Source organism: Niallia oryzisoli (genome assembly GCF_036670025.1).
In the GTDB taxonomy this organism is placed as follows: domain Bacteria; phylum Bacillota; class Bacilli; order Bacillales; family Cytobacillaceae; genus Bacillus_BD; species Bacillus_BD oryzisoli.
On sequence record NZ_CP137640.1, the window covers coordinates 2,709,609 to 2,733,788 of the forward strand.

24 protein-coding genes and 1 riboswitch are annotated in these 24,180 nt (G+C 36.8%); of the genes, 16 read left to right on the forward strand and 8 right to left on the reverse strand.

Annotated features, from left to right (window positions below; translation table 11 throughout):
- Nucleotides 1–529 precede the first annotated feature (529 nt).
- Nucleotides 530–2,257, forward strand: coding sequence for a ubiquinone-dependent pyruvate dehydrogenase (poxB, locus tag R4Z09_RS13470; protein ID WP_338452774.1), 1,728 nt, complete (start codon nucleotides 530–532; stop codon nucleotides 2,255–2,257).
- A gap of 254 nt (nucleotides 2,258–2,511) precedes the next feature.
- Nucleotides 2,512–2,868, forward strand: a complete 357-nt coding sequence (locus R4Z09_RS13475) for an aminotransferase class IV (RefSeq protein ID WP_338452775.1) — start codon at nucleotides 2,512–2,514, stop codon at nucleotides 2,866–2,868.
- 362 nt (nucleotides 2,869–3,230) lie between these two features.
- Here the strand turns inward: R4Z09_RS13475 and R4Z09_RS13480 are convergent, their stop codons facing one another.
- From R4Z09_RS13480 to R4Z09_RS13500, 5 genes are all read right to left on the reverse strand, one after another.
- On the reverse strand, nucleotides 3,231–3,452 hold the full coding sequence (locus R4Z09_RS13480) for a YIEGIA domain-containing protein (protein ID WP_338452776.1): 222 nt from the start codon (nucleotides 3,450–3,452) through the stop codon (nucleotides 3,231–3,233).
- Between the two features lie 323 nt (nucleotides 3,453–3,775).
- The gene (locus R4Z09_RS13485) at nucleotides 3,776–5,242 is read right to left on the reverse strand and encodes an N-acetylmuramoyl-L-alanine amidase (RefSeq protein WP_338452777.1); all 1,467 of its coding nucleotides are present in this window, start codon (nucleotides 5,240–5,242) and stop codon (nucleotides 3,776–3,778) included.
- A gap of 717 nt (nucleotides 5,243–5,959) precedes the next feature.
- Nucleotides 5,960–6,139, reverse strand: a complete 180-nt coding sequence (locus R4Z09_RS13490) for a twin-arginine translocase TatA/TatE family subunit (RefSeq protein WP_338452778.1) — start codon at nucleotides 6,137–6,139, stop codon at nucleotides 5,960–5,962.
- Nucleotides 6,140–6,151: 12 nt separating this feature from the next.
- Nucleotides 6,152–7,321, reverse strand: coding sequence for a ZIP family metal transporter (locus R4Z09_RS13495; RefSeq protein ID WP_338453273.1), 1,170 nt, complete (start codon nucleotides 7,319–7,321; stop codon nucleotides 6,152–6,154).
- Nucleotides 7,322–7,336: 15 nt separating this feature from the next.
- Nucleotides 7,337–8,350: a multicopper oxidase domain-containing protein gene (locus tag R4Z09_RS13500; RefSeq protein ID WP_338452779.1), complete on the reverse strand. Its 1,014-nt coding sequence runs from the start codon at nucleotides 8,348–8,350 to the stop codon at nucleotides 7,337–7,339.
- Between the two features lie 195 nt (nucleotides 8,351–8,545).
- Between R4Z09_RS13500 and R4Z09_RS13505 the strand changes: the two genes are divergently transcribed.
- From R4Z09_RS13505 to R4Z09_RS13515, 3 genes are all read left to right on the forward strand, one after another.
- The gene (locus R4Z09_RS13505) at nucleotides 8,546–8,929 is read left to right on the forward strand and encodes a metalloregulator ArsR/SmtB family transcription factor (protein WP_338452780.1); all 384 of its coding nucleotides are present in this window, start codon (nucleotides 8,546–8,548) and stop codon (nucleotides 8,927–8,929) included.
- A 415-nt stretch (nucleotides 8,930–9,344) separates the two neighbouring features.
- Nucleotides 9,345–10,847, forward strand: coding sequence for an aminotransferase class V-fold PLP-dependent enzyme (locus R4Z09_RS13510; protein ID WP_338452781.1), 1,503 nt, complete (start codon nucleotides 9,345–9,347; stop codon nucleotides 10,845–10,847).
- 218 nt (nucleotides 10,848–11,065) lie between these two features.
- Nucleotides 11,066–11,641: an acetylglutamate kinase gene (locus tag R4Z09_RS13515; protein WP_338452782.1), complete on the forward strand. Its 576-nt coding sequence runs from the start codon at nucleotides 11,066–11,068 to the stop codon at nucleotides 11,639–11,641.
- 101 nt (nucleotides 11,642–11,742) lie between these two features.
- Here R4Z09_RS13515 and R4Z09_RS13520 read toward each other — a convergent pair whose 3' ends face one another.
- Nucleotides 11,743–12,384 carry a DUF2238 domain-containing protein gene (locus R4Z09_RS13520; protein ID WP_338452783.1) on the reverse strand — a complete coding sequence of 214 codons (642 nt, stop codon included), beginning with the start codon at nucleotides 12,382–12,384 and terminating at the stop codon, nucleotides 11,743–11,745.
- A gap of 109 nt (nucleotides 12,385–12,493) precedes the next feature.
- Between R4Z09_RS13520 and R4Z09_RS13525 the strand changes: the two genes are divergently transcribed.
- Together R4Z09_RS13525 and R4Z09_RS13530 are read left to right on the forward strand one after the other, a co-directional pair.
- Entirely contained in the window at nucleotides 12,494–12,721 is a 228-nt protein-coding gene (locus R4Z09_RS13525; protein WP_338452784.1) for a hypothetical protein, read from the forward strand.
- A gap of 165 nt (nucleotides 12,722–12,886) precedes the next feature.
- Nucleotides 12,887–13,369: a DUF4306 domain-containing protein gene (locus tag R4Z09_RS13530; RefSeq protein ID WP_338452785.1), complete on the forward strand. Its 483-nt coding sequence runs from the start codon at nucleotides 12,887–12,889 to the stop codon at nucleotides 13,367–13,369.
- 165 nt (nucleotides 13,370–13,534) lie between these two features.
- Here the strand turns inward: R4Z09_RS13530 and R4Z09_RS13535 are convergent, their stop codons facing one another.
- Nucleotides 13,535–13,939 (reverse strand): hypothetical protein, encoded by a 405-nt coding sequence (locus R4Z09_RS13535; RefSeq protein WP_338452786.1) that lies wholly within the window; start codon nucleotides 13,937–13,939, stop codon nucleotides 13,535–13,537.
- A gap of 16 nt (nucleotides 13,940–13,955) precedes the next feature.
- Nucleotides 13,956–14,039, reverse strand: a riboswitch (cyclic di-GMP riboswitch).
- Between the two features lie 321 nt (nucleotides 14,040–14,360).
- Between R4Z09_RS13535 and R4Z09_RS13540 the strand changes: the two genes are divergently transcribed.
- The 5 genes from R4Z09_RS13540 (at nucleotide 14,361) to R4Z09_RS13560 (ending at nucleotide 18,122) form a co-directional block, all read left to right on the forward strand.
- Complete coding sequence (locus R4Z09_RS13540) at nucleotides 14,361–14,726, forward strand: NUDIX domain-containing protein (protein WP_338452787.1); 366 nt, start codon at nucleotides 14,361–14,363, stop codon at nucleotides 14,724–14,726.
- A 171-nt stretch (nucleotides 14,727–14,897) separates the two neighbouring features.
- The gene (locus tag R4Z09_RS13545; RefSeq protein WP_338452788.1) at nucleotides 14,898–15,230 is read left to right on the forward strand and encodes a DUF1904 family protein; all 333 of its coding nucleotides are present in this window, start codon (nucleotides 14,898–14,900) and stop codon (nucleotides 15,228–15,230) included.
- A 58-nt stretch (nucleotides 15,231–15,288) separates the two neighbouring features.
- On the forward strand, nucleotides 15,289–15,882 hold the full coding sequence (locus tag R4Z09_RS13550; RefSeq protein WP_338452789.1) for a YdeI family protein: 594 nt from the start codon (nucleotides 15,289–15,291) through the stop codon (nucleotides 15,880–15,882).
- Nucleotides 15,883–16,392: 510 nt separating this feature from the next.
- Nucleotides 16,393–17,295 (forward strand): ABC transporter ATP-binding protein, encoded by a 903-nt coding sequence (locus R4Z09_RS13555; protein ID WP_338452790.1) that lies wholly within the window; start codon nucleotides 16,393–16,395, stop codon nucleotides 17,293–17,295.
- Entirely contained in the window at nucleotides 17,295–18,122 is an 828-nt protein-coding gene (locus R4Z09_RS13560; RefSeq protein WP_338452791.1) for an ABC transporter permease subunit, read from the forward strand. Before R4Z09_RS13555 ends, R4Z09_RS13560 begins: the two co-directional genes overlap by 1 nt.
- 191 nt (nucleotides 18,123–18,313) lie before the next feature.
- Here R4Z09_RS13560 and R4Z09_RS13565 read toward each other — a convergent pair whose 3' ends face one another.
- On the reverse strand, nucleotides 18,314–19,189 hold the full coding sequence (locus tag R4Z09_RS13565) for a DMT family transporter (RefSeq protein WP_338452792.1): 876 nt from the start codon (nucleotides 19,187–19,189) through the stop codon (nucleotides 18,314–18,316).
- Nucleotides 19,190–19,334: 145 nt separating this feature from the next.
- On the opposite strand from R4Z09_RS13565, the gene R4Z09_RS13570 reads away from it, so the two are divergent.
- From R4Z09_RS13570 to R4Z09_RS13585, 4 genes are all read left to right on the forward strand, one after another.
- A complete protein-coding gene (locus R4Z09_RS13570; protein WP_338452793.1) occupies nucleotides 19,335–20,216 on the forward strand; it encodes a LysR family transcriptional regulator in 882 nt (293 codons plus the stop codon).
- Nucleotides 20,217–20,469: 253 nt separating this feature from the next.
- On the forward strand, nucleotides 20,470–20,910 hold the full coding sequence (locus R4Z09_RS13575) for an SRPBCC family protein (protein WP_338452794.1): 441 nt from the start codon (nucleotides 20,470–20,472) through the stop codon (nucleotides 20,908–20,910).
- A gap of 302 nt (nucleotides 20,911–21,212) precedes the next feature.
- Nucleotides 21,213–21,677 carry a DUF3291 domain-containing protein gene (locus tag R4Z09_RS13580; RefSeq protein ID WP_338452795.1) on the forward strand — a complete coding sequence of 155 codons (465 nt, stop codon included), beginning with the start codon at nucleotides 21,213–21,215 and terminating at the stop codon, nucleotides 21,675–21,677.
- Between the two features lie 604 nt (nucleotides 21,678–22,281).
- Nucleotides 22,282–24,030: a hypothetical protein gene (locus R4Z09_RS13585; protein ID WP_338452796.1), complete on the forward strand. Its 1,749-nt coding sequence runs from the start codon at nucleotides 22,282–22,284 to the stop codon at nucleotides 24,028–24,030.
- Nucleotides 24,031–24,180: the final 150 nt, after the last annotated feature.

Here is a 24,180-nt window from a genome sequence, read left to right on the forward strand (position 1 = left end):
CTTGGGGCTTTAGCCCTTAGAAAACTCAGGTCAGGCTCACTACGCTTCTGGCTGCGCCTAACGGCTTGCCAGTCAGCGAGCTTTCTTTAATTGGGGCTGAGCACCAAGGAATACTACCAAGAATTTTCCACACAGGAACAAGCTCGCCTTTTTCAGAAGGCGCTTGCGCTTTTGTTATTGAACAAACGGACGTTTATCTACAATATCATCGATAAAAGATTGTTAGAATGTAACTTTCATCATCGTGTACACCATGTATGCGAAGATAAGAGGTTAAAGTTTCAACTTGATTAGGATACTTTGACATTCCAACAAATACCATCATTTTGCGTAAATAGTTAATTCGAGTTAACAAGTCACAATAAGTTCTTATCATTTCCAACTGTATTTTCTTCCTTATCACTCCGGGTATTAGATCCAGATATAAGCCTTTTCGAAGCAACAACGGAACATATCCGACATTCTTTTAAATCAGAATAAATCCCGGAAACATGGTAAAAATACAAAAAAATAACAAGGGAGAAAAATAATGAAAAGAACTATTGCGGATACACTCGTTGAAGCATTGTTAAATGCAGGTGTAAAAAGGATTTATGGTATTGTAGGAGATTCTCTGAACGCCGTTCTCGATTCCATCAGACGTTCAAAGGAAATTGAATGGATTCATGTCCGCCATGAAGAGGTTGCTGCATTCGCGGCCGGTGCCGATGCCGATATGACCGGAAGTATTGCTGTGTGCGCCGGAAGTAGTGGACCTGGCAATATGCACCTCATCAATGGCTTGTACGACTGTCACCGCAATCGGGTCCCAGTGCTTGCCATTGCAGCACACATTCCAAGCTACGAAATTGGCACCAATTTTTTTCAGGAAACACGCCCCGATCATTTATTTAAGGATTGCAGCTACTACTGCGAGGTAGTGACGACCTCTCACCAAATGCCCCGCTCCGTAGTCGTCGCCATGCAGAATGCAGTTTCACGTAAAGGTGTGTCCGTTCTTGTTCTGCCTGGGGACGTAGCTGGTTATGAAGCAGATGAGACCCCTGTACCTGATCATGTCCTTCATGTGACAGAGCCGATAATACGTCCTTCGGGAACGGAGTTAAAGCAGCTGGCGGACTACTTGAACCAGGGCAAGCGCATTACGCTTTTGTGCGGAGCCGGCTGTGCAGGCGCTCATACGCAACTCATGCAGCTTTGCGAAAAACTGCAGTCACCTATGGTCATTGCTTTGCGAGGTAAAGAACACCTGGAGTATGATAATCCGTACTATGTCGGACTGACAGGTCTAATCGGTTATGCATCAGGCTATCTTGCGGTTAAGGAATGTGATGTACTGCTGATGCTTGGTACCGATTTTCCATACAGGCAATTTTATCCAAAAGATGCCACCATTTTGCAGGTCGATATTGAGCCGGGACATCTCGGACGTCGAACTAACCTAACCTATGGGCTGTGCGGTGATGTTAAGGCAACTATTGAAGCACTGCTACCTTATCTGACAGAGCCACATGATGGAAGCCACCTAGAGAGATTAACCGACCACTATCGAAAAGTCCGTGATGATTTGGACGAACTTGCCATCGGAAAACCAGGCCGCAAACCGATTCATCCTCAATATCTCACGAAAGCCGTCAGTGACCTGGCGAGCGTGAACGCGGTATTTACATGCGATGTCGGAACCCCAACACTTTGGGCCGCCCGTTATCTGCAAATGAACGGACAAAGGCGGTTATTAGGTTCTTTTAATCATGGAACGATGGCAAACGCCCTGCCACAGGCAATCGGAGCACAGCTTGCCCAGCCAGGCCGCCAGGTGATTTCACTTTCTGGAGATGGAGGACTTGCCATGCTGATGGGCGATCTTCTCACACTAAAGCAGCATAAATTGCCCGTTAAGGTAGTCGTATTCAACAACGGTGCGCTCAGTTTCGTTGAGCTTGAAATGAAAGCAGCCGGCTTCCTGGAAACAGGCACCGCCCTTGATAACCCCAACTTTGCAGCGGTGGCGCAAGCGATAGGCATTGAAGGAATTCGCGTGGAGGACCCTGAAGAACTGGAGGAAGCGATTCAGCGTGCCCTTCAATATGATGGACCTGTGCTGCTTGATGTTGTGGTGAACCGCCAAGAATTGGCTTTGCCACCAAAGATTACTTATGAACAGGCACAAGGATTTAGCCTTTGGATGATGAAAGCCGTTCTGAACAGACAAGGCAACGAGCTCATTGACCTTGCCAAAACGAATCTTTTTCGTTAATAAACCAAATTTGTGAGTAGGCTTCAAGAAAAAATAGGGCATTGAAAACTCGTAACTTGGCAGGAATATTGATGGGTACTCTATGGTTATGTTGCATGGTGGGGCTTTGGATCTTAGGGTAATTTTAAACTACTTGGAACGAAACAAATGAGATCAGGGTTTATATAATATACGCTTATCCATAATCGGGCACAATTCTGCAATAAGGATTGTGCTCTTTCTTTATGCTAAGCACCAGATGATCTTCTCCCACAATGAATGACTTACCTAAAAAATCCACAATTAAAGGACAAGAAATTGCGAGCAAGGATGGATATTCTCAAACGTTATGGTTAGACGGAAAAGAAAAACGTTACGTGGAAGAGGTAGGCCGCATGAATATCTTCTTCAAAATGAACGAAACAGTTGTAACACCTGCATTAATGGTAGTATCCTTCCAGGTATTACACGTGATTCAATTGTTAAAATCAAAGAATATCCCAGTCGAAGAGCGTCGAATTTCCATTGACGAGGTTATAGAGGCTTATCATAACGGAACACTAGAAGAGGCATTTGGTAAAAGGAGGATACTGAAATGGTCATACAAGCGAATATGTCACCAGAAGGAATAGCTAATGTCTGGAAAGTACGGCGGATATTTTAAAAAAATACAATATTTCTATGACAAAACAGACTTTAGAGGAACTTGTTAAAGGTGAACAGCTTATTTTACTTCTCAAAGAATTAAATTCTTCTGTTGAAAGTTCATCTTCCACTTGTATTGCAGGCGGCTGACAAATGCCAAAGAAAAAGGGGTAGGTTACTCCTTAGATACATATTGCATCGGTAAAAGGTTACGGTCACTTAGTAAAGAATTTTCATCAGGGGGTATTTATGGATACTTTTTAACTATCAAGAGTAGGCATATTTTCCAAGTCCTTTAATTTTTCCCTTTCTGATTTCTTACATCCCTAAATTGTTGTATGGCTAAGGTTTAAAACGTAACGGCTACGAAATTTTTAGTCATTAAAGCTGGAATTGCAAATGCCCCTATTGATGCAGCGACAAACCCTGTTACCAAATGAATCATATACGCATTAGGATAACTTAGGTACTGTCTGAAGTCTTCTTTAATAGTTAAAATACGTGCTAATGTACCAACAATTATTGAAGTAACAATTAATATAATTTGTTCATTTGATATTGCTCCGCCCATTAATATCCCCATTCTTTATTCGTAGTATTTGGAGAAGTAGGAGTAATAATTTAAAATCTGGTCGGTACATTATGGAAATTACATAAAGAAGGAAGATTAGGATAGAAACATTCATTGACTGTTGTTTTCATGCCATATCTTCAGGTACTAGTTGTAAGGTATTAAAAGAAAAAGTAAAGGGTAGTAGAAGGAATGGGGAGTTATCTATGCTATAAAGATCATACAAAAACGGCACCAACTTCAGTGCCGTTTTTGTATGATCTTTTAGGTATAGTTGTAAAAGTAGGGGGTGTTTTCAACGTTTCATATTTTTAGCATTTGTTTTACTTATTATTATAGTATGCAAGGATTCCATTATAAATTGCGTCTGCGTATAATCCGCGTTGATCTGCAAGTTTCTTAGCATCTTCTGTATTAGTAACAAATCCGAGTTCAACTAAAACGCTTGGCATTTTCGTGTAGGTAATTACCTTGAATTCCTCATTTTTAATACCACGATCGTTCATTCCTAAAAGCGAAACAATTTGTTTGTGTATTTCGCTAGCTAATTTTTTACTTTCTTCACTTTGCGGATTTTTGGAAGTATCGTAATATGTTTCCGTTCCAGATGCAGTTGAAGGACCGGAATTCACATGAACACTTACAAAAATATCTGCCCCATTTTGATTTGCTATCTTTACTCTATCATCAAGAGTTGGGTATGTATCTGAATCTCGTGTCAAAATTACATTTGCGCCAGCAGCCTTAACTTTTTTCTCTAGAAGTTCTATAACATCAAGAGTAATGTCCTTTTCGAGCATACTATTTCCCGCTGTTCCTGGATCTTTCCCACCATGTCCTGCATCAAGAACAATAATTTGATTCTCAAGTACATTATTGGTTGGATTTGAATTCGATGTATCACTATCCATTTTAAGATAAGTAGTACTTACATATCCTATTTGATTATTATATTGGATTTTTGTCCAATTTCCGTCAAAAGAATATATGTTTACTATACTACCAAAGGATAATTGACCAATCACTTCATTTTTCGTTGAAGGTCCGGAACGTACGTTTAATATGTCTGCTGTTACTTTTGCTGTTTTACTTGAATTAGTTGGCTTTGTTTCTGGTGTTGATTGAGTTGGTAGTGTTTGATTTATTCGGAAACTCGGATTAAGTGTCCGAGTAAGGAATGCAGCAAATTCTGAACGTTTAATGTCCTTTTTGGGGTTAAATCGATCACCCGATCCTACTGCTATACCAAGTTGATACAGAGTGCTAACATATGGTCTGTATTCATCGTTAATGTAAACATCCGCAAAAGGTTCATTTTGGTCGTTCTCAACTGTCAAGCCGAATGCTTTTACTAATATTTTCGCCATTTGGCTGCGTGTTAACGGTTCATCTGGTGCAAAATGACCATCTTGTTTTCCATCAAAAATGTTTAATTGGACAGCCTTTTCAATCCAGCCAGCTGCCCAATGTTCTTTAGGTACATCAGGGAATCTAATACTAGATTTCGTCGCTGGATTTTCTCCTTTTGCATACACAACCATTTTAGCAGCCTGCGCTCTTGTTAATGTCTGTTCAGGAGCAAAATAATAGCCTTTCACGTCTTGATAACCACTAATGATTGAACGGCTGCTTAAATAGTTTATTTCTTTACTCGCCCAATAGGAAGGTGAGAGATCATAAAAACTAGTTGATGCAGCACTAACTTTGTATTGATCGATTGGTGAGGGGATAATTAGAGTAAATAATAAAAATAACACTAAAATTACATAAGATATTATTCTATTTATCATATTTGGCAACTTCTTTCTAAGTTTTATCATTAATAGACTAGCAAATTTCTACACGTATTTCCATAAAATTCTACGTGCTTACGAGCAAAGGGCGATACATTAAAAAGGCGGTTCTTCTTCTAATAAGAGATACCACCTTTTTTAGTAGTACAGTTTTTGTGGAGATACCTATATAAAATCACATTAATGACAGGCTAAATCGCATAGTAATATAAGAGCCTATAATCCTTGTTATATTAATGAATATCGAATTTTAGCTTACTAAAAATCAAAGCAAAAAACACACCAAATAACATAGTGACAATAACTATTGTTATCCTGTAAATTGGAACGTTAAAAGTATTGTTTTTTACTATGTTAATTATGTTGTATGAAAAATTGTAATATTATGTATATATTTAATAGGACACATGTTCCGTTATTTGGAACAATAATGGTGATTTCACATTTTTACCGGACGTACATTCCGTTATTTATTTGAAAGGTTGTTATTTTTTTGCATTTTTTTAGTAAATAACGTATTCAGTGTCCGAAGACTCTCCAAAACAGCGTTATTTATGATAATAACGTACTCAATGTCCACAAAAGAAGTAAAAATTAAACGCATGGAGTTTTACTGTTATCCATGCGTTTTTGTTTGCTTTTTTTGCTGTGATTTCGAATGTCTTTTTACATTTTCTCCACATTATCGGAACTACATAACCTTTTTTGATGTATTTATTTTTCTTTCTCTTTTTTATTATCGTGATCATCATCCATTATTTCTTTTGTTGACTGCTTAAATTCTCTAAGAGTAGACCCCACTGCTCGACCAAGCTCCGGGAGTTTTTTCGGTCCAAAAACGATTAATGCAAGAACGATGATCAATATTGCCCCGCCAATCCCAATATTAGCCATTTCTATCGCCCCTTAAAATTTTACAAAGAAAGCTGTAAAATACATGATTAATATTCCCAATGTAAATCCCGCAAAATTCATCCATGAAACCGCCGGTTCATTATTCCTTTTATGATCTTCTATTAGCATTTTGGAAATTACGAATATAACCTGTAAAATGGCACCGGCACCTATTCCTAAAAATACTGCACCCCAAATGGGTGAAAAGACAAATCCGCCGAACCAGGTTCCTAGAATGGCAGGCGCACCTGCGATTGTACCTAATAAAACAAATTGGCTAATTTTTGGATTAGTTTTTAATAATGGAGCAGCAATTCCAATACCTTCCGTGATATTATGGAGCGTAAAACCAATTATTAAAAACGTACCTAAGGCTGCTTCACCTAAAGCAAATGAAGATCCAATTGCTAACCCTTCACCAAAATTATGAAGTCCAATACCAGTTGCCATTAATAAGGCAATTCCAATTGATATATAACCTTTACTTTTTTGTCTTTGCTGTTGGTATTGATCAAATCCAATTAAAAGAAGAAAAGTAAGAATTGTACTCATTATTACTACCATGTTCCCTTGGAACACAGATGGTGCATCAGCTCCAATTTCAAATCCATCAAATAGGGTCCCAAAAAATAAGAATAAGAGGAGCCCAACTGTGAGAGCAAGAATGGCATTAACCCAGCTTTTTTTCAAACGCTTCATAAATGGGTACCACAATAATCCTAATGTAATGGGAACAATTCCAACATAAAAGCCAATAAATCCGTAATTCAATACATTATCCCATGAAAATTCAGGAGTTAAGCTTGCAGCGTCAATGACTGCTTCGGTAATGATTCCATTTTCAGAGATTAATAGAATTGTATGTGGGTCACCTTCTACCCATGGATAATTAATTGTTATTTTTCCATCTTCAAACCGATTGAGAATTGAATCTGGAGTCATAGAAAAATTCCATACAGAATCATCAACAATCACTTGAGATACGGTTAATGCTTCAGGTCCGGTATTGCTGACATCCAGTTCAAATCCATTTGGATTAATTTTAATTTGTTCAACATTAAGTACTTCAATTGGAGCAGCAGGCTCTCGTTCTACGCCAGCCCCATTTATAAACACCCATCCCAATACCAGCAGCAAAAGAACGAGGGGTACAAGAAAGGTAATCATCCATTTTGATTTCATCATTTACACTCCTTTCTATTCAACCTCAAAAAATCCCATCCATCCAAGCTCGGCAAATTCGCTTACATGTGCATGAAACATATATTTTCCCTTGTAGGGAAACCGAACTTCAAGTATCCCGCGTTCTCCTTGGCATTGCATAATGGTGTCGGTAAATTGTGTTGGGTTATCATTTCGACCAGTTGGAATATAGGTAAAATAGTTAGCATGTAAATGAAATGAGTTTAATAAGTCAAATTCTGTTAAATTGCTTAAATAGATTCGTACAAGCTCATCCTTCTTGACTTTTATGGGATGATTCATAAAGGCAAACGCGTATCCATTCACCGTATAGAATTCATTTGCACCGTCTAAATCTAAATCAAATGCATTCATGACCATATTTAATTCGAGTGCAGGCTCTCTTGGGGTTCTAGGATCAATAATAAAATTCCCGTATAATCCTTTATGAATATGTCGGGCTAAAGGTAGTACGTGGCAATGATAAATTTGTAATCCATATGGTTTTGCCTCAAATTCATACGTGAATGATTGACCCGGAGCAATAGGAGCTATTCCATCCATTTCAGGTGGGTGAATTCCATGAAAATGCATGGAATGTGGGTGACTCCCTTGGTTAGTAAAATGAAATTTTAATAAATCTCCTTCAGTACACCGAAATGTTGGACCTGGAATCGTTCCATTATAGGTCCAACCAGGAAACTTAATCCCCTTTGCTATCTCTATTTCCTTATCAACTGCTACTACTTCATATTCCCGTAAGGTTCGACCATCTGGAAGTTTTGTTACTTTTCCATAATCAAAATCGGTTAATAGACGTTTTGCCATCCTATAACCTTCTGTTTTCGTTGTATCATTCATATTTGTGTGATTAACAGCATGATTATAATGACTCGATGTTTGATTTTCTGCATAAGCGACTTTAAAGAAGGGTGCCATTTTATTTAAATAAATACTGCCAGCTATCCCTAGTGCCCCAGTGGCTCCAATTTTTAAAATATCCCGCCGAGAAATATTATTGTCTGACATTCTTTGACATCCCCCTAAAAAGTTTCTGTAGTGCAAATTTATTTATATATACCAATAATTTATGATAAGGACAATCTTTTTGTCAATTACCAAATGATAAATTTATTCAAACATTCAAATAAATGTTTGAGCATTAGAATCGTTATTTTATATACTAATAATCAAATGAAGATTCGAATAGGGAGGAACAATCTTTTGAAACATGAGGATCATTTAAAGGAAGAAGATGTTTGTGAAGTTACTTGTGTGGATGAAGATAAAGTAAATCGGGTAAAAAGTTCTATTTCACAACAAGATACTTTGTCTGTCGCACAAATATTTAAAGCATTGTCGGATGATACGAGAATAAAAATTGCTTATGCCTTAACTGAGGAAGATGAATTGTGTGTATGTGATGTAGCTAATATTGTAGGGAGTACCACTGCTACTGCATCTCATCATCTACGACTTCTTCGTAATTTAGGCTTAGCGAAGTATCGTAAGGAAGGTAAATTAGTATTTTATTCATTGGATGATGATCATGTAAAACAACTTATTCAAATCGCTTTTGCACATCAAAAGGAGGTGAAAAACTCATGAGTAATGCTGGTTTAGAACAATAAAATGAAAAAACAGTTTACCGGGTACAGGGATTCACCTGAGCTGGCTGCGCGACAAAGTTTGAAAAGAACATAAAACACCTGGATGGTTGACTCTTTGGATTGCGATTTTTACAGATATGGGTACTACTTTAATTGTTACACTTAATGGTTTACGACTTCTCAAGATAAAAGACAAATAATAAAAGGCTTCCCAAACACTTGGGAAGCCTTTATTGTTGTTTGATATTATCACAAGCCTTAAAAATAAAGACAAGTTAAAATGTGTTAGTTAAAAGTGAAAAGATAAGGGATTTATCTATACTGACTTTCTTTTAATTTAAAAATGTAATAAACCGTCCAAAAGAGCCTTGCATATATTAAATACAGAATAAAAAGCGTAAGGTGTGGAACAAATGATCACAGCCAACATTGGAAGTAACACGTTTCGATTTTCGGAAAGCCTTGAAGAATATTTTCAACCATTTCGTTCACATGTGATTGGATTAAACCAGGAATTTGATTCCCCCTATGGAAAAAAGAAAATCATATATGCTGATTGGACAGCCAGCGGGCGGTTATATCAGCCGATCGAAGAAAAAATTGCCATGGAATTTGGACCTTTTATGGCGAATACCCATACAGAGTCAAATATAACCAGTTTAATGATGACTGGACTTTACAAGCAGTCAAAAAAAACGATTAAGGAACATGTGAATGCAGATCAGCATGATGTTGTCATCCTCGATGGTTTTGGCGTGACGTCGGTGGTCAATAAGCTGCAACGAATTTTAGGACTGAGAGTACCAGAGATGTGGAGAAACCATTTGCTGCTTAAAGAAAGGGATAGACCGATCATTTTCATCACATCGATGGAACACCATTCAAATCAAACATCATGGCTTGAAACCCTTGGTGAAGTCAAATTGGTCAACCTGGATCGAGAAGGAAGGGTGGACTTACATCATTTAGAACAACTGCTTCATGATTATAAGGACCGCCGGTTAAAAATAGGATCCTTTACTGCCTGTTCTAATGTCACAGGAATTCAAACTCCTTATCACAAGCTTGCCAAGCTTATGCATCAACATGGAGGGCTTTGTTTTGTTGATTTTGCCGCATCAGCACCCTATGTCGAGATCAATATGCATCCGGAAGATCCGCTTGAGAAGCTTGATGCGATCTTTTTCTCGCCACATAAGTTCCTAGGAGGGCCTGGGGCAAGCGGCGTATTGGTCTTTGATTCAAGAATGTATACAAATAAAGTCCCAGACCATCCAGGCGGAGGAACGGTGTTATGGACCAATCCTTGGGGAGAACACAAATATTTTGATAACATCGAGATGCGGGAAGACGGCGGCACTCCGGGGATTCTACAGGGCATTCGGACTGCACTTTGCTTGAATTTGAAAAGTAAAATGGGAATCACAAATATGCTAAAAAGAGAAAAAGAGCAGCTGCGTCTTTTATTTTCCCATTTAGAAAACCTTCCAGAGGTCCACATATTAGCTGGAAACATTAAGGATCGAATCGGTATCGTCTCTTTTTCTATTGAAGCCATTCATTATAATTTACTTGTTCGTCTTCTAAATGACAGATACGGAATTCAGGTAAGAGGCGGATGTTCCTGTGCTGGAACGTATGGTCATTATCTCTTAAATATCGATCAAACAACTTCCAAACAAATTACTGAAAAAATTACACATGGAGATATGTCTGTTAAACCTGGATGGGTCCGATTTTCATTACATCCCATTATGACAGATGAAGAAATCCTAACTTTTGTAAGCGCGATAAAAGAAATCATAGAGAACAAGGATGAGTGGAAAAAGGATTACGTTTATGATCCGGCAAGTAATGATTATTTTTATGTTCACCATGTTCGTGAAGATATGTCGTCATTTTTCCGATTTAAATAAATAACAGGCGCTTTACTTCTAATAGGGGTAGAGCTTTTTTCTGCGATTAACTAACAGTTAGTAAAAGAAGTACAAAGAATTGATTTCCAGTTTAAATTTTAGAACCGTTCTCGCGTTTCAAGCAACAGGAAATAAAGAGCCAATAATTAAAAAGTACAAGCATCCATTTAGAGTCGAAATAAACTAAATATGATTATATTAACGTAGGAGGTGAAATCATGAATAAACCTAGGTTCAACCATTCTTTTATTAGTGAACAGGAAGTTCGATTGAGAAATGCTATGCGTTTAGTTTGGGAACAACATGTATATTGGACAAGAATGACAATCAATAGCATTGCATTTGATTTACCTGATGTAGACGCTGTCACCTCACGTCTGCTTCGAAACGCTACAGATATGGGAAATTTACTAAAGCCTTTCTATGGAAATAGAATAGCTGCAAAGTTTAGCAATTTAATCAGGGATCATCTTGTCATTGCAGCAGAACTTGTTAGAGCAGCAAAAGCAGGAAATCAAAAAGCTGCAGCGGATGCAGAAAGAAGATGGTATGAAAATGGAAAAGAAATTTCCGAATTCATTAGTAGAATTAATCCTTTTATACAAGAAAAAGAATTTGAAGAAATGTTTTTTGAACATTTGGCATTAACTAAACAGGAAGCTGTATTGACACTCCAGAAGAATTTTCAATCAAGCATTGCTGTGTTTGATAAAATTGAGGAGGAAGCGTTAGAAATGGCAGACTTCATTACGAATGCAATTGTGAAACAATTCCCTAAAAGGTTTCAAATATAAGAGTTGCTAATAACACCATAAAATAATTAATGGCACTAATTTCTGTGCCTTTTTTATTTGTATAATCTGTTTAATAGAGAAAAGGGAATGAATAGAAATCTTCATTCCCCTTTTTGAACATTTTTTAATTCATTTCGTAAGAACCAATTATGCAGTTTGGAAAGGAATAGTAAGGCAATAATTGTACCAGCTAAGGCTAAAACCATGTCCCATTGTGCATCCCATATATCTCCTTGGTTCCCTAGGAAGTTTTTGGCGGTTTTTCCTCCCTTTCCTATAATAAAACTTATCCATTCAATAATTTCATATAGAGCAGAGATGGCAAGAGAAATACTTGTAACAATAAAAAATAACCAAGTACCTTTTGTTAAGGTGGTTTTCCTTAATAATAATTCTCTAATGACAATACCAAACATTCCTTTTAGAAAATGTCCAAATCGATCGTAATGATTTCTTTTAAAATCAAAGGTATCTTTTATCCAATTGAAAAGAGGTACATTTGAAAAGGTGTAATGGCCCCCAACAAACATCAAAATAGCCATAATGGCAATGATGACATAAGAGAGGGTAGTAAGTTGAAACCTTTTGTATGTTATTAGTACGATAATCAAAACGATAATAGCAGGAGTGGACTCTAATACCCATGACAAATAGCTGGCAGGCTTGATAAGTGACCAAATGAAGACAGCAATAACAATCAGTAATAACCATACATGAATCGTCCTCGAACTTTTTCTTTCCATATCATAAATCGCTCCTCATTGTTTTATACCAGAGTTATTATAAGGAAGCTGAAAAATACAGTTCATATAAATGATCTCCTTACTTTGTCCATAAGAATAATTTTCCCATTTGGGAAAGATATATGTAAAAATTGGTAAACAAGAATTCTTCCATCATGTTTCAGAGGCGGCAGTTTCTAAACCATACGATCAAAATGCTTATTTCATTGTTAAGGAAATCGTTAAACGGTCAATAAAATCACAATCTATATTAGTTGATAAAACATCTGTAAAAGAAATAAGAATTTCGGTACGCGAAGAAGGGTTTTTTCTCAAAACGAAGAATTGTAATACATAATGAAAACTGAATACGGCGGTGCCTAAAAAATCTATTGACAGAGTTTTGTGTTAATAAAACTTGCTTTGATTTCTGTAGATTTGAGAGACGGAATGAAGCCTATGGAAAACAGCCAGGGTACAACAAAAAGATCGTTGTCAAATCCTATATGGGAGGTTATTTTTCATGTTTCGATTTATCTTTCAGTTCTGTACTGCCACTGGTGTTTTTTTATTTTCTTTACTTGCTGCCTGGTATGAAGGCAGTGCTATTCTGGTTCATCCTTCGGAATGGCAGAATTCCACACCGATTACTCAGTTGATCGTTGGAAATGTTCATGTATCAAGCGATATTTCACAATGGGATTTTTTTATTTACGCAGCCAAATTCCGGCCAACCTTCCCGATGATTATGACTGTGAGCGGATTGTATTTACTACTTTTATTAGGAAACTATATTTTTAAGAAAGTAAGGAAATGGTTTGCTTATTATCTATTTTTGATCAGCGGGGTTTTATTTTTACTCAGCTATTTCAGTTTTGAATCTTTAACAGATGGCGGCCAAAAAATGTTCCATCTGTTCACAGCATGTGGTTTAATTTGCCTGTTGACTGGGCTTATCACCTATTTGACGGCAACAATCAGGATTAAGAGGATGAAGACGGAATAGATACTGAGGGCTTTTTACATGCATGGAAGGCAAACAGTTGCAAGTGTAGCTATAGTTAAAAAAAACAAATACGAAACCATCTTTCAAAGGTGGTTTCGTATTAAACTGTAGGATGTATTAAATTAGGTTTTCGAAGCAAGAAACCTTTTATTTAAAATTAATCCACTAAACTCCCTTACCTTCATTCTCCAATCCCATAGCAGTTAATTTTTCCCACATTTTTTTAGGCTGTCTTTCCCTTGAATGTCTTCTTTTCTGTTCTTCTTCAATCGCATTTATAAACTCTACAACGTGATTACTTAATAACGCTTGTTCATAGCTATCTTCAATTACATAATAAGGGTCACAATCAGGGTCAAAGAAATAATTTTCCTCTATTAACTTTTTAAATTCATCACCAATATATTGAGTATCATGTATTTTACTTTCACGAACATATATACCATCAGCAGTCATTTCAATATCGTTTATATGATAATCTACATATTCTTCCCACAATTTCTGTAACTCTGTCACTCGTTTTAAGTGTTCTTCATTTTTTAAGATAAACTCAATATATTGTTTAGACATACAGGTCCTCCTACTTTTAGGCAACTCAGCCGTCATAGCTTATAACCTTAGACCTGTAGCTTTGCGTCCCAATCTTTCGAGAGGTTTGCCTTTATCTAATTCAATTTTTTATGAAACATCAATTAAATATTAATATAGATAAATAATAAATACATCCAAAATAATTCAAAAAAAAACGACATAAAACAACAAAAAGGGATTATTGTTATTTTAAATAGAACTTCTAACATTAGTAAAGTTTCAGGATAGTTTAAAAAGAAAAATGATTATATCTATTGTTAGTGATTCAGATTATTATTTAGAAGATAGCTTAATTAAAAAAGGTGCTGATTCAAAGAATGTTTAAGTATACCGTTTGTTTTGTAAAAAATGAGAATAAGATCTTAATGCTTAACCGAGAAAAGTCGCCAATTATGGGTGTTTGGAATGGGTAGGTGGAAAGATTGAAAAAGGTGAAATGCCTGATGAGGGTGCATTACGGGAAGTGTTGGAGGAAACAGGGATAAGTGTAGAACACTACTTTTCAAAAGGTACTGTATGCTGGGAAACTGCTAGTGGTGAATTAGATGGAATATATATTTATCTATATGAAGTAGCTAATCATTTGAAATTTAAAACGCCCAAAAAAACACGAGAAGGTATTTTAGATTGGAAATCGATTGATTGGATTCTAAATCCACATAATCTAGGGATTGCAGAAATGGTGTCTCAATACTTACCCATTCTCTTGAAGATAGAAGACGACTATTCATTAAAATATCAAGATGGTCAAATATATATCCTATAGGTAATATTGTTTTAAGTTTCATTGGGACCATTCAGTATGTCAGATTTTTTTATAAAAAAACCAACAAATTTTTGTGAATAATATACTTATACTAACTTCTAAGCTAATCCAGAAAGTTTAAAAAGGTTTAAGTGAATTTGCTAATAAATAATACATAATGGAGGAATACAATTGCCACACTTAGTGATTCGAGGAGTATCGATTGAAGAGATGAAAAGGATCAGCATGCCGTTAGTTGGGGAGCTTGCAGAAATTTGTGAATGCGGGACAGATAATTTTACGTTTGAGGTGCCACATTCTACTTTTGTATTTGACGGGGAAGAAACTCAGGCTTTTCCACTAATTGAGGTAAAATGGTTTGAACGAGGCCAAGAAATTCGAGATCGATTCGCCCAATCCGTTACCAAACATATCATGTCAACAGGTGCTGTTGAGATAGAGGTCGTGTTTATTCCTTTTTCCGAGCCTGCTTATTATATTAATGGCGAAAGAGTCGGTAATTAAGATTTATTTGAAGGTATTTTGGAAAAAGCAAATTGCTCGGAAGGAGAGGTGTACCTTGATGTCAAATAGTAGATTAAATCCTAAGGTTGATGAATATGTAAATAAAGCCAAAAAGTGGCAAGAGGAATTCGAAAAATTGAGAATGGTCATTCTTGATTGTGAGCTGACCGAAGAATTAAAGTGGAACAAGCCTTGTTACACGTTTAAGAAAAGTAACATAGTTATCATACAAGGATTTAAAGAATACTGTGCGCTTATGTTTTTCAAAGGTGCCTTATTAAATGATCTTAACGGAATTCTAATCAAGCCCGGGGAGAATAGTCAGGCGCAGCGCCAGATTCGCTTCACTAATGTTCGTGAAATAATTGAAATGGAAGCCATCTTGAAAGCCTATATTTATAGAGCTATTGAAGTAGAAAAATCCGGTTTGGAAGTGAATTTTAAAAAGACTACAGAATTCATTATCCCTGAAGAACTTCAAAAGAAATTCGATGAAATCCCTGCCTTGAAAACCGCTTTTGAAGGATTGACACCGGGACGGCAAAGAGCATACATTCTTTATTTTTCACAAGCCAAGCAATCCAAAACTCGAGAGTCCAGGATTGAAAAATCTTTGCAGCAAATTCTCAATGGAAAGGGATTAAATGATTAGTATTTTTCGTTGAGAAAAATAAATTCATTCGAACTTTTTTTGGGTCGCAGGTAACACTTAATCATAGTTGATGAGGATGAATATATTTGTTTATGCCAACTCAAAGGAAATCCTCTTAAAAATGGTTTCGCATAATCTAAGTATATGTTAAAGAAGGATATGCAGGGGCTAAGCTGTTCTCTTTTGAGATACCGAAGATATAAAAACAAGCATAAAAAGCAACTAAAAAAGCAGTGCATTTCACAACTGAAATCGCACTGTTTTTTAATGTATATCGCTGACCAGTTATACATGCTTGAAGCAAGCTGAAATGTAATGTTTTTTTAAACTAAAAGAAATGGTGTAGCCTATAAAGGGATTTAAGAATTTTATATTGAATATATATAAATGGTAAATTTTACACAAATTTTAAAAAACATAAAGCAGCATTTAATTCAAATGCCTGCGTTCACATTGAAAATAACATTCTTGTAAGTTTAGATTTTAATAATATAAAAGGGATCGTGAAAAATGACAAGTTTTATTCATGTAGAAGGATTATATAAATCATTTGGTCAACAAACAGTATTAGAAAATGTAAACTTTAACGTGAAAAAAGGGGAAATTGTTGGGTTATTGGGCACAAATGGTGCAGGGAAAACAACCTTTATCCGTATTTTGAATGGCGTTATCAAACCGGAAAAAGGTTCGATTTCATTAAACGGACTGGATCCTGCCTCAGGGGGAGATGAAATTAGAAAAATATCTGGAATTGTGACGGAAAGTGCCGGACTGTATCACCAGATGAGCGGAAAAGAGAACCTGGAGTTATTTGCTGAATTATATGGGGTAACAGATGAGAAAAGAGTGGAAGAGCTTCTTGAACTGTTTGATTTGAAAGAACATCGGGATAAACCAGTGGGAAAGTATAGTACTGGAATGAAAAAGCGATTGGCATTGGCTAAAGCGCTGTTGCATAAACCCGACATTCTGTTCTTGGATGAACCGACAAATGGATTGGATCCTGACGGAATTCAAATGGTCTTATCCTATCTGAAAAAATATAATCAAGAAACAGGGACCACGATTATCATTTGTTCACACGTCCTGCATCAATTGGAGAATATCTGCGATTCTTTTGCTTTTATCGAAAATGGGACGATAGTTGAACAAGGAACTTTAACAGAGTTAGAGGATAAATATGTTCAAAACGTCACGGTGAAAGTGAGTACCACATTTATGCCACAAGAAAATCATTATTCAGGGTTTCCATGCAAAGTGCTTGGAAATTCCATGGTAGCTTTCGATCTCCCTTCTAAAAATGATATCCCTCAGTTGCTAAATGGTTTGCTGAAGAGGGACCCAGTATATTCGGTTACGATCATGAACAATGATTTACAATCGATTTATTTCAGAGTCAGGGGGAATAAATAATGGATACATATATTAGTAAAGCTCTGATAAAAAAAGACATTAAAGATATTTTTAGAAGTAAAACTTTGCTGACAACTATGATTATCATCCCAATTCTCTTTTCTGTTATTTTCCCTTTCATTGTGTTGGGTGGTGCCTTAATTTTTGATGCCGAAAAAATTGCGGGTGATGATGGCCGGAAACTGATTGATACGTATCTCGCCAGTACAAAAGGGGAAGAATTTTCTTCTTATACACTTGAACAGCAGATTGTATATATGTTCATTAATTTTATGCTTCCATCCTTATTTTTGCTAGTTCCGATCATCACGGCTATGACAGTGTCCGCTAACAGCTTTGTTGGTGAGAAGGAAAATCGAACGTTGGAAAGCTTATTGTTTTCTCCGATTTCCATTAAAAAGTTATTTTTAAGCAAGATTATAGCTTCTCTCATACCGCCATTATTTGTTTCCATCATTAGTTTTATAATTAGCGGCATAATCATTAATTCTTTAGGATATCCATTGTTTGGCGAGCTGATCTTCCCATCGGGTAACTGGGTGGTGTTAATTACCTGTCTTTCCCCAATGGTTATTTTGCTTACGGTGCTGCTGAATATCTTAATATCAGCAAGGGTTAAGACGTATCAAGAAGCCCAGAACCTTGGTGGCATAATTGTTCTACCTGTAATTGCCATGATGATTGGCCAGGTTAGTGGACTTTTTTTACTGGGTGTTCAGTTAATCATTCTGATTTCAGTAGGGATATTAATTGTAAATTTGGTTTTATGGAATAGAATTTCAAAAAATAATGACAGGTATGTGTTATTTGAAAAGCAAATTCATTAAAATGCTTGTTAATTATTATTCTAAATTTCCTTATAACACTGTTAAAGTAAACAGAAAAAATCCATCCTTAGAGACTTTTAGTTCTCTTTAAAGGATGGATTTTTTTGCAGTAAGGTACTTGAGGAAACCAAAGTAAACAAAGTAGGAAGTTATTTACTTTTTATTTAAGAAACTTTGTCTAGTCCTTTCGTCTATAGTGCTTCATCCATAACATTTGATTCAACTTTATTACTTTTACTATTTACAAACCATATTCCTACTAGTACAAGTAAAATCCCTGCTAACGTAACTATTTTTAAGTTTTCATGCAAAAATATCCATCCAGAAATAACTCCTACAACGGGTACAAGTAGTAAGGAAATGGATGCCTTGCTTGCTTCTGAACGACTCAAAATATGATTCCACATCACAAACGCCAGGGCAGAGGCAACAATCCCTGAAAACAGAATATATACTGTCGGCATGAATCCCCAATGCGATTCACAGTGTTCAAATGAAAGAGAATAGACCAATAATCCCACCGCCCCAATTGTCATTTGCCAGGTGGTAAATTGAATACTATCACAATGCTTTAATTTCAGTTTAAAAAGCAAGTTTGCAACAGCCCAAGAAATAGCGGAGCTTAATGCCAGTAACACAGCCCAGAAGTTTCCTCTTAAATGGATATCCATAGCAATAAATAAACCAACTATGCCTAGAACAATTCCAATCGTCTTTCTTACCGTCAACTGTTCTTCAGGAATCCACTTATGAGCCATAATTGATAAAAATAGCGGCATACTATAGGTCAGAACAGAGGTAAGACCGGCGCTGACATAGTTAAGTGATATTTGAATAGCGATGTTAAAATAGGTGGTTTGAAATAGTCCGCAGAGAACAAACCATTTAAAATCCGATTTATTCGGCAGGGGAATTTTTTTCATAAAACTCACGCTAAGGAGGACGATGGCACCGGTCAAAAATCGTAATGATGCAAACAGGACAGGAGGAAACGCACCATTTCCTAATTTCATAATAACAAAATTAAATCCCCATATAAGACATAAAACAGCCATCGAAACATTCATATGCATGCCCCTTTCTCTAGATAAATATTCTTTCGATATTTTCACTACATTCAAACAATACTTTACAGCGACAGGAAATTAGTCTCTAATATATAAATGTTATATTTTTAAGTCGGAAAACGACTTAATCGGGAGGAATCATTCCGTGGAACTGCGCCAGATTGAATATTTCATTGTAGTGGCAGAAGAGTTGCATTTTGGACGTGCGGCAAAACGTTTACAGATGACACAACCACCTTTAAGTCAACAAATTCTACAACTTGAGAGGGAACTTGGAGTGAAATTGTTTGAGAGATCAAAGCGACATGTCGGGCTGACAAACGCGGGAAAGGTTTTCTTACAAGAAGTTCGCCAAATCCTTCCCCAATTAGAGCAGGCTAAGGCTGCAGCTCTAAGGGCACAGATGGGAATGCTTGGTCGGTTAGTGATTGGATTTGTCGGATCTGCAACATTTGATATTCTTCCAATAATTGTTCGGGAGTTTCAGGAACAGTTTCCAAACGTAGATTTGGTTCTTCGTGAAATGGCTACTCCAATGCAAATTGAGGCATTTCACAAAAAGGAAATCGACATTGGCTTTGTAAGAACCCCTGTGGTTGATCCGCTTATATCACTAATGTCAGTAAATCAAGAGACTTGTATCGCAGTTGTACCGAAGTTGCATCCACTTGCCAAATGCACTTCCATATCGATGGGTGATTTGAGCACAGAACGATTTATATTAGTGGAAAGAGAGGTTTGGTCAAGCTGGTATGATGATATCATCACGAAATGTCGTGATGCTGGTTTTAGCCCAATTATTCGTCAAGACGTGAAAGAAATACAGACAGCTGTTGGATTGGTTGCGGCAGGACTGGGTATAAGCATCGTACCAAGATCAACACTAAATTTACATGCGAGAGACGTTGCGTATGTAAGCATCGAGGGAGAAGCACCCCACGTAGAAATGAGCATCGCCTGGCGAACAGATGACAATTCAATCATGGTTAAACAATTTATCGATACAGTCACAAGTATTACCGGATAGGTCGCTTGTAGAAACTGATACATTCACTCACAATAAACAACGAAACAGAAATTTTGTGAAAACGATTGTTTGTGAAATGATACACATATACTAACGGGGCGTTGATTTAAGAAGGATTAACGATTCCTTTTGTTGAAGTTATTGTACTAACGTCAGGATCGTTGAACAAGGAACGGTATAAATAAGGGATTTGAAAGTGAAATTTTTGGTAATATAGAGGTGTCAATTATACATAACAGAAGGAGATGTTATTATGGATACTCAGGTATCTGCCAAAATGAAAATAAGAAAGCCAGCTAATGAAGTTTTTGAAGCCATAGTGAACCCTGAAAAAATCGGGAATTTTTGGTTCTCAAGGAGCTCTGAAAGATGGGTACAAGGCAAAACGGTTACATTGAGATATGATGAATACAATGCTCAAGGGGAAATAAAGGTATTAAAAGTAGAGGAAAATAAGAAAATTGTGTTTTCATGGGGAGGAAATGATCAAGAAACGGTTGTTACAATTACGTTTAAAGAGTTGGATAGCTCGACTACAATTATTGAAGCAAACGAATCAGGTTTGAAAGAGGATGACCCGGAAATAGCAAACAAAATGATGGGTCAAAAAGAAGGCTGGGTATATACGTTAACGTGTTTAAAAGGCTACTTGGAAAATGGTGTGAATACTTTAAGAGCATCATTAATTCATTAGTTAAGCGAGATTTCACTTACTAAAAAGAAAATTTATTGCAAATGATCCAGCCGTTGTTGCAGGAGTAATGACAATGCAATTTTATCCGATGAAAGTAATTATAAAGAAATAATCTTATATTGTGTTCGCCTCCGTTTTGCTGTACAAACGGGGGCACTGTTTTGTTTTAATATTTATTTTAATATTATTTTTATTTCTTATTTTGAACCTCAAAACAGGATTTTGTACGTGGTAGCTAAAAGTAATAAGATCCAATCAACCGTAAATATACCTAGCTATATATTATAATTGGAGGGCTGCTTATGGCTTTCGTTTCCATTTATACTGTCGGCAGGTTAAATCATCCCTATGACCATCCTGTATCTCGTGGGTTTTATGAAATGGGCTATAAAGTAATGCTTCAAGCATCTGTAACAGGACAGCTTATAAAGGAGTTTTCATCAGATGGACTGACTTTCCCTGAAGAAGCTAAAGGAAAAGGGTACCCTGTTCTGATACTAACAGTTTGGGAAAGTCTTCAATCCTTATTTCGGTTTACTTATTCAGGAAAGCATAGTCAAGCGTTGCGGAATAGGAGCAGGTGGATAGAGCCTTATCAAGAGAAACATCTTTCCTATGTAGTGTGGTGGACAGAGAAGGTGACGGATGTTTCATGGGAGGAGGCTTTCAAGAGATACAATTATTATACTCAACATGGATCCACTCCTTTTGCGTTTGACTTCAAGAACGCGTTTGATGAAAAAGGGGAAGTGTGTATGCTTAAGTAGCCGTTTGATGAATTGTGAGATGCCTTAGTAAATGTGAAGCATCATGCACTATGTAACCTACTTAAGAAAGGGAAAAATTAAAAATAGTTAAAACGAAACAAGTGGGCTGGTCTCTTTTTCCTTAGGAAGAAGGAGACCGGCCTCTTTTATTATTTTGAATACAAAAATGTATCTAATTATTTCAAATTACTGGATAGTTGTTATATTCCTTTAATAGATTTCATTTTCTAGTTCTATTTGTAAAGAGTAAGCGGACTAAATGATACCAAATTTTAAGGGTAGAGGAAAACTTTGGAGATATTGGTGGGAATAGGTATGAAAGCGCTGTTATTTTTCTGGATATTGAACTTTTTCAACGTATATTTAGTGGTTTCATTTATTGCAAAATTCGGCAAAAGCGTAAGAGAACCGTCATGTTTTTTAAACTGAGTAAAACATTATGTTAACAAAGCTTCGGTATAGTTAGACAAGCAGGTGATGGTACTGCAGGAAAATTTGGGTAATATACATACTCAAGCAAATAGGAGGTGTAACAGAAGAAATCGGATATTATAAAAAATCCATCCTATTAGTAGAAACAAATACGGTTAGGAGAGATGAAGTAATGAATAAAAAACAGATGGATACGAAGAAAGCAAATAAAACATTTTCGAAGAAGGTAGCTCCATTCGTGATGTCAACATCAATGATGGCTGCAACATTTTTAGCAGCTGGTGCACCTATTTCTGCAGCTGAACTTGAGCATAAGAATGTTAATCCAGAAGTTATTGAACAAGTGAAAAATCATGGTCAGGAAGTATCTGCATTAGCGAAAAGTCTTCCAGGGTCCCCTGAACATGGGAAACTAGTTAGCGAATTAGCTAAAAATAAATCTAATACAACGAATTATGATACTGTTGACCTTAATCATATAGGTGATACAAATAATGAACAGCAAAATGATGAAATAACTGATGATACACAAGCAAGTGAAGAAGTAATAACAGAGGTACCAGCAGAAACACCAGAAGCACCAGTAGCTGAAGATGACCAAACAGAAGGTGGCGCTGCAGAAGCAGGTGACGAAGCGGTAGAGGAAGGACCAGAGGAATCGGCGGAAACCCCAGAAGTACCATCAGTTGAAGACGACCAAGCTGATGATAGCGCTGCAGAAGCAGGTGATGAAGCAGTAGAGGAAGGACCAGAAGCACCAGCAGCTGAAGATGACCAAACAGAAGATGGCGCTGCAGAAGCAGGTGACGAAGCGGTAGAGGAAGGACCAGAGGAACCGGCGGAAACCCCAGAAGTACCATCAGTTGAAGACGACCAAGCAGAAGATGGTGCAGCAGAAGCAGGTGACGAAGTAGTAGAGGAAGGGCCAGAAGCACCAGTCGAAACCCCAGAAGCACCAGCAGTTGAAGGTGATGAAGCAGAAGATGGTGCAGAAGAAGCAGGTGAAGAAGTAGTAGAGGAAGGACCAGAGGCCCCAGCCGAATCCCCAGAAGTACCAGTAGCTGAAGATGACCAAACAGAAGAAGGTGCAGCAGAAACAGGTGAAGAAGTAGTAGAGACACCAGCAGAAACACCAGAAGTACCAGCGGTTGAAGACAACCAAGCAGACGATGGTGCTGTTGAAGCTGACGAAGAAGTAGCCGAGGCACCAGTAGAATCCCCAGAAGTTCCAGTAGCTGAAGAAAATGCAAATTCTGAATCAGAAATACCAGTTGAAGACACTTCAGAAAATACGAATGTAATAGATGAAGTAAATAACAATGCTGAAAACGATACACAAAATCAAGAAGATGATACATGGGTAGATGAATCGTATCAATTCATCGAAGATAGCTATCAAAGTGTGATTGAATACTATCAATCTTTATTAGATCAACATTTTAATCAATCAGTTTCTGCCGAGACAGATGAAGAAGCTGAAAACGCAGCTGCGGTTGATGTAGAATCTGATGTAAACGTAAAAGATAGTGAAATAGAAACAACAACAAATTTAGATACAGAACCAATAACTTCTGAAACAGATACAACCTTAGACAGCGTTGGTAGTAACTCTAATACAGGTTTAACAAATGATACGGAAGTGACTACGGAAAGCCCGGTCAATGAAGAAAATGAAGCTCAACCTACTAATCTAGAAACACTAGAGCAAGAAACAGCAGAACCAGTTGATAATACGGAAATAGATCTTCCAGAATCAGTGCAAACAGTAGAGGAAGAAGTAGTATCGTCTCCTGAAACAGAACAAACGAGTCAAAGTGAAGTAGAAAAGGAATCTGATCAAATTTCTCTAAAGGATAAACTGATCGGATACTATCAAGACCTAGTCGCTTCATTCTCTAACCTTACAAACTTCTTAAAGTAAGAGGCTGGCTCTATCATATTTGTTTTTAGTATAAGAGTATAATAGTTTTTAATTGAATATAGAGAAAGGGGAATGAAATAAATCTTCATTCCCTTTTTCAGTGCAATCTTGTTCTATCCTTCTAGTTGAGTGATAGTGGCACCTCGAAAA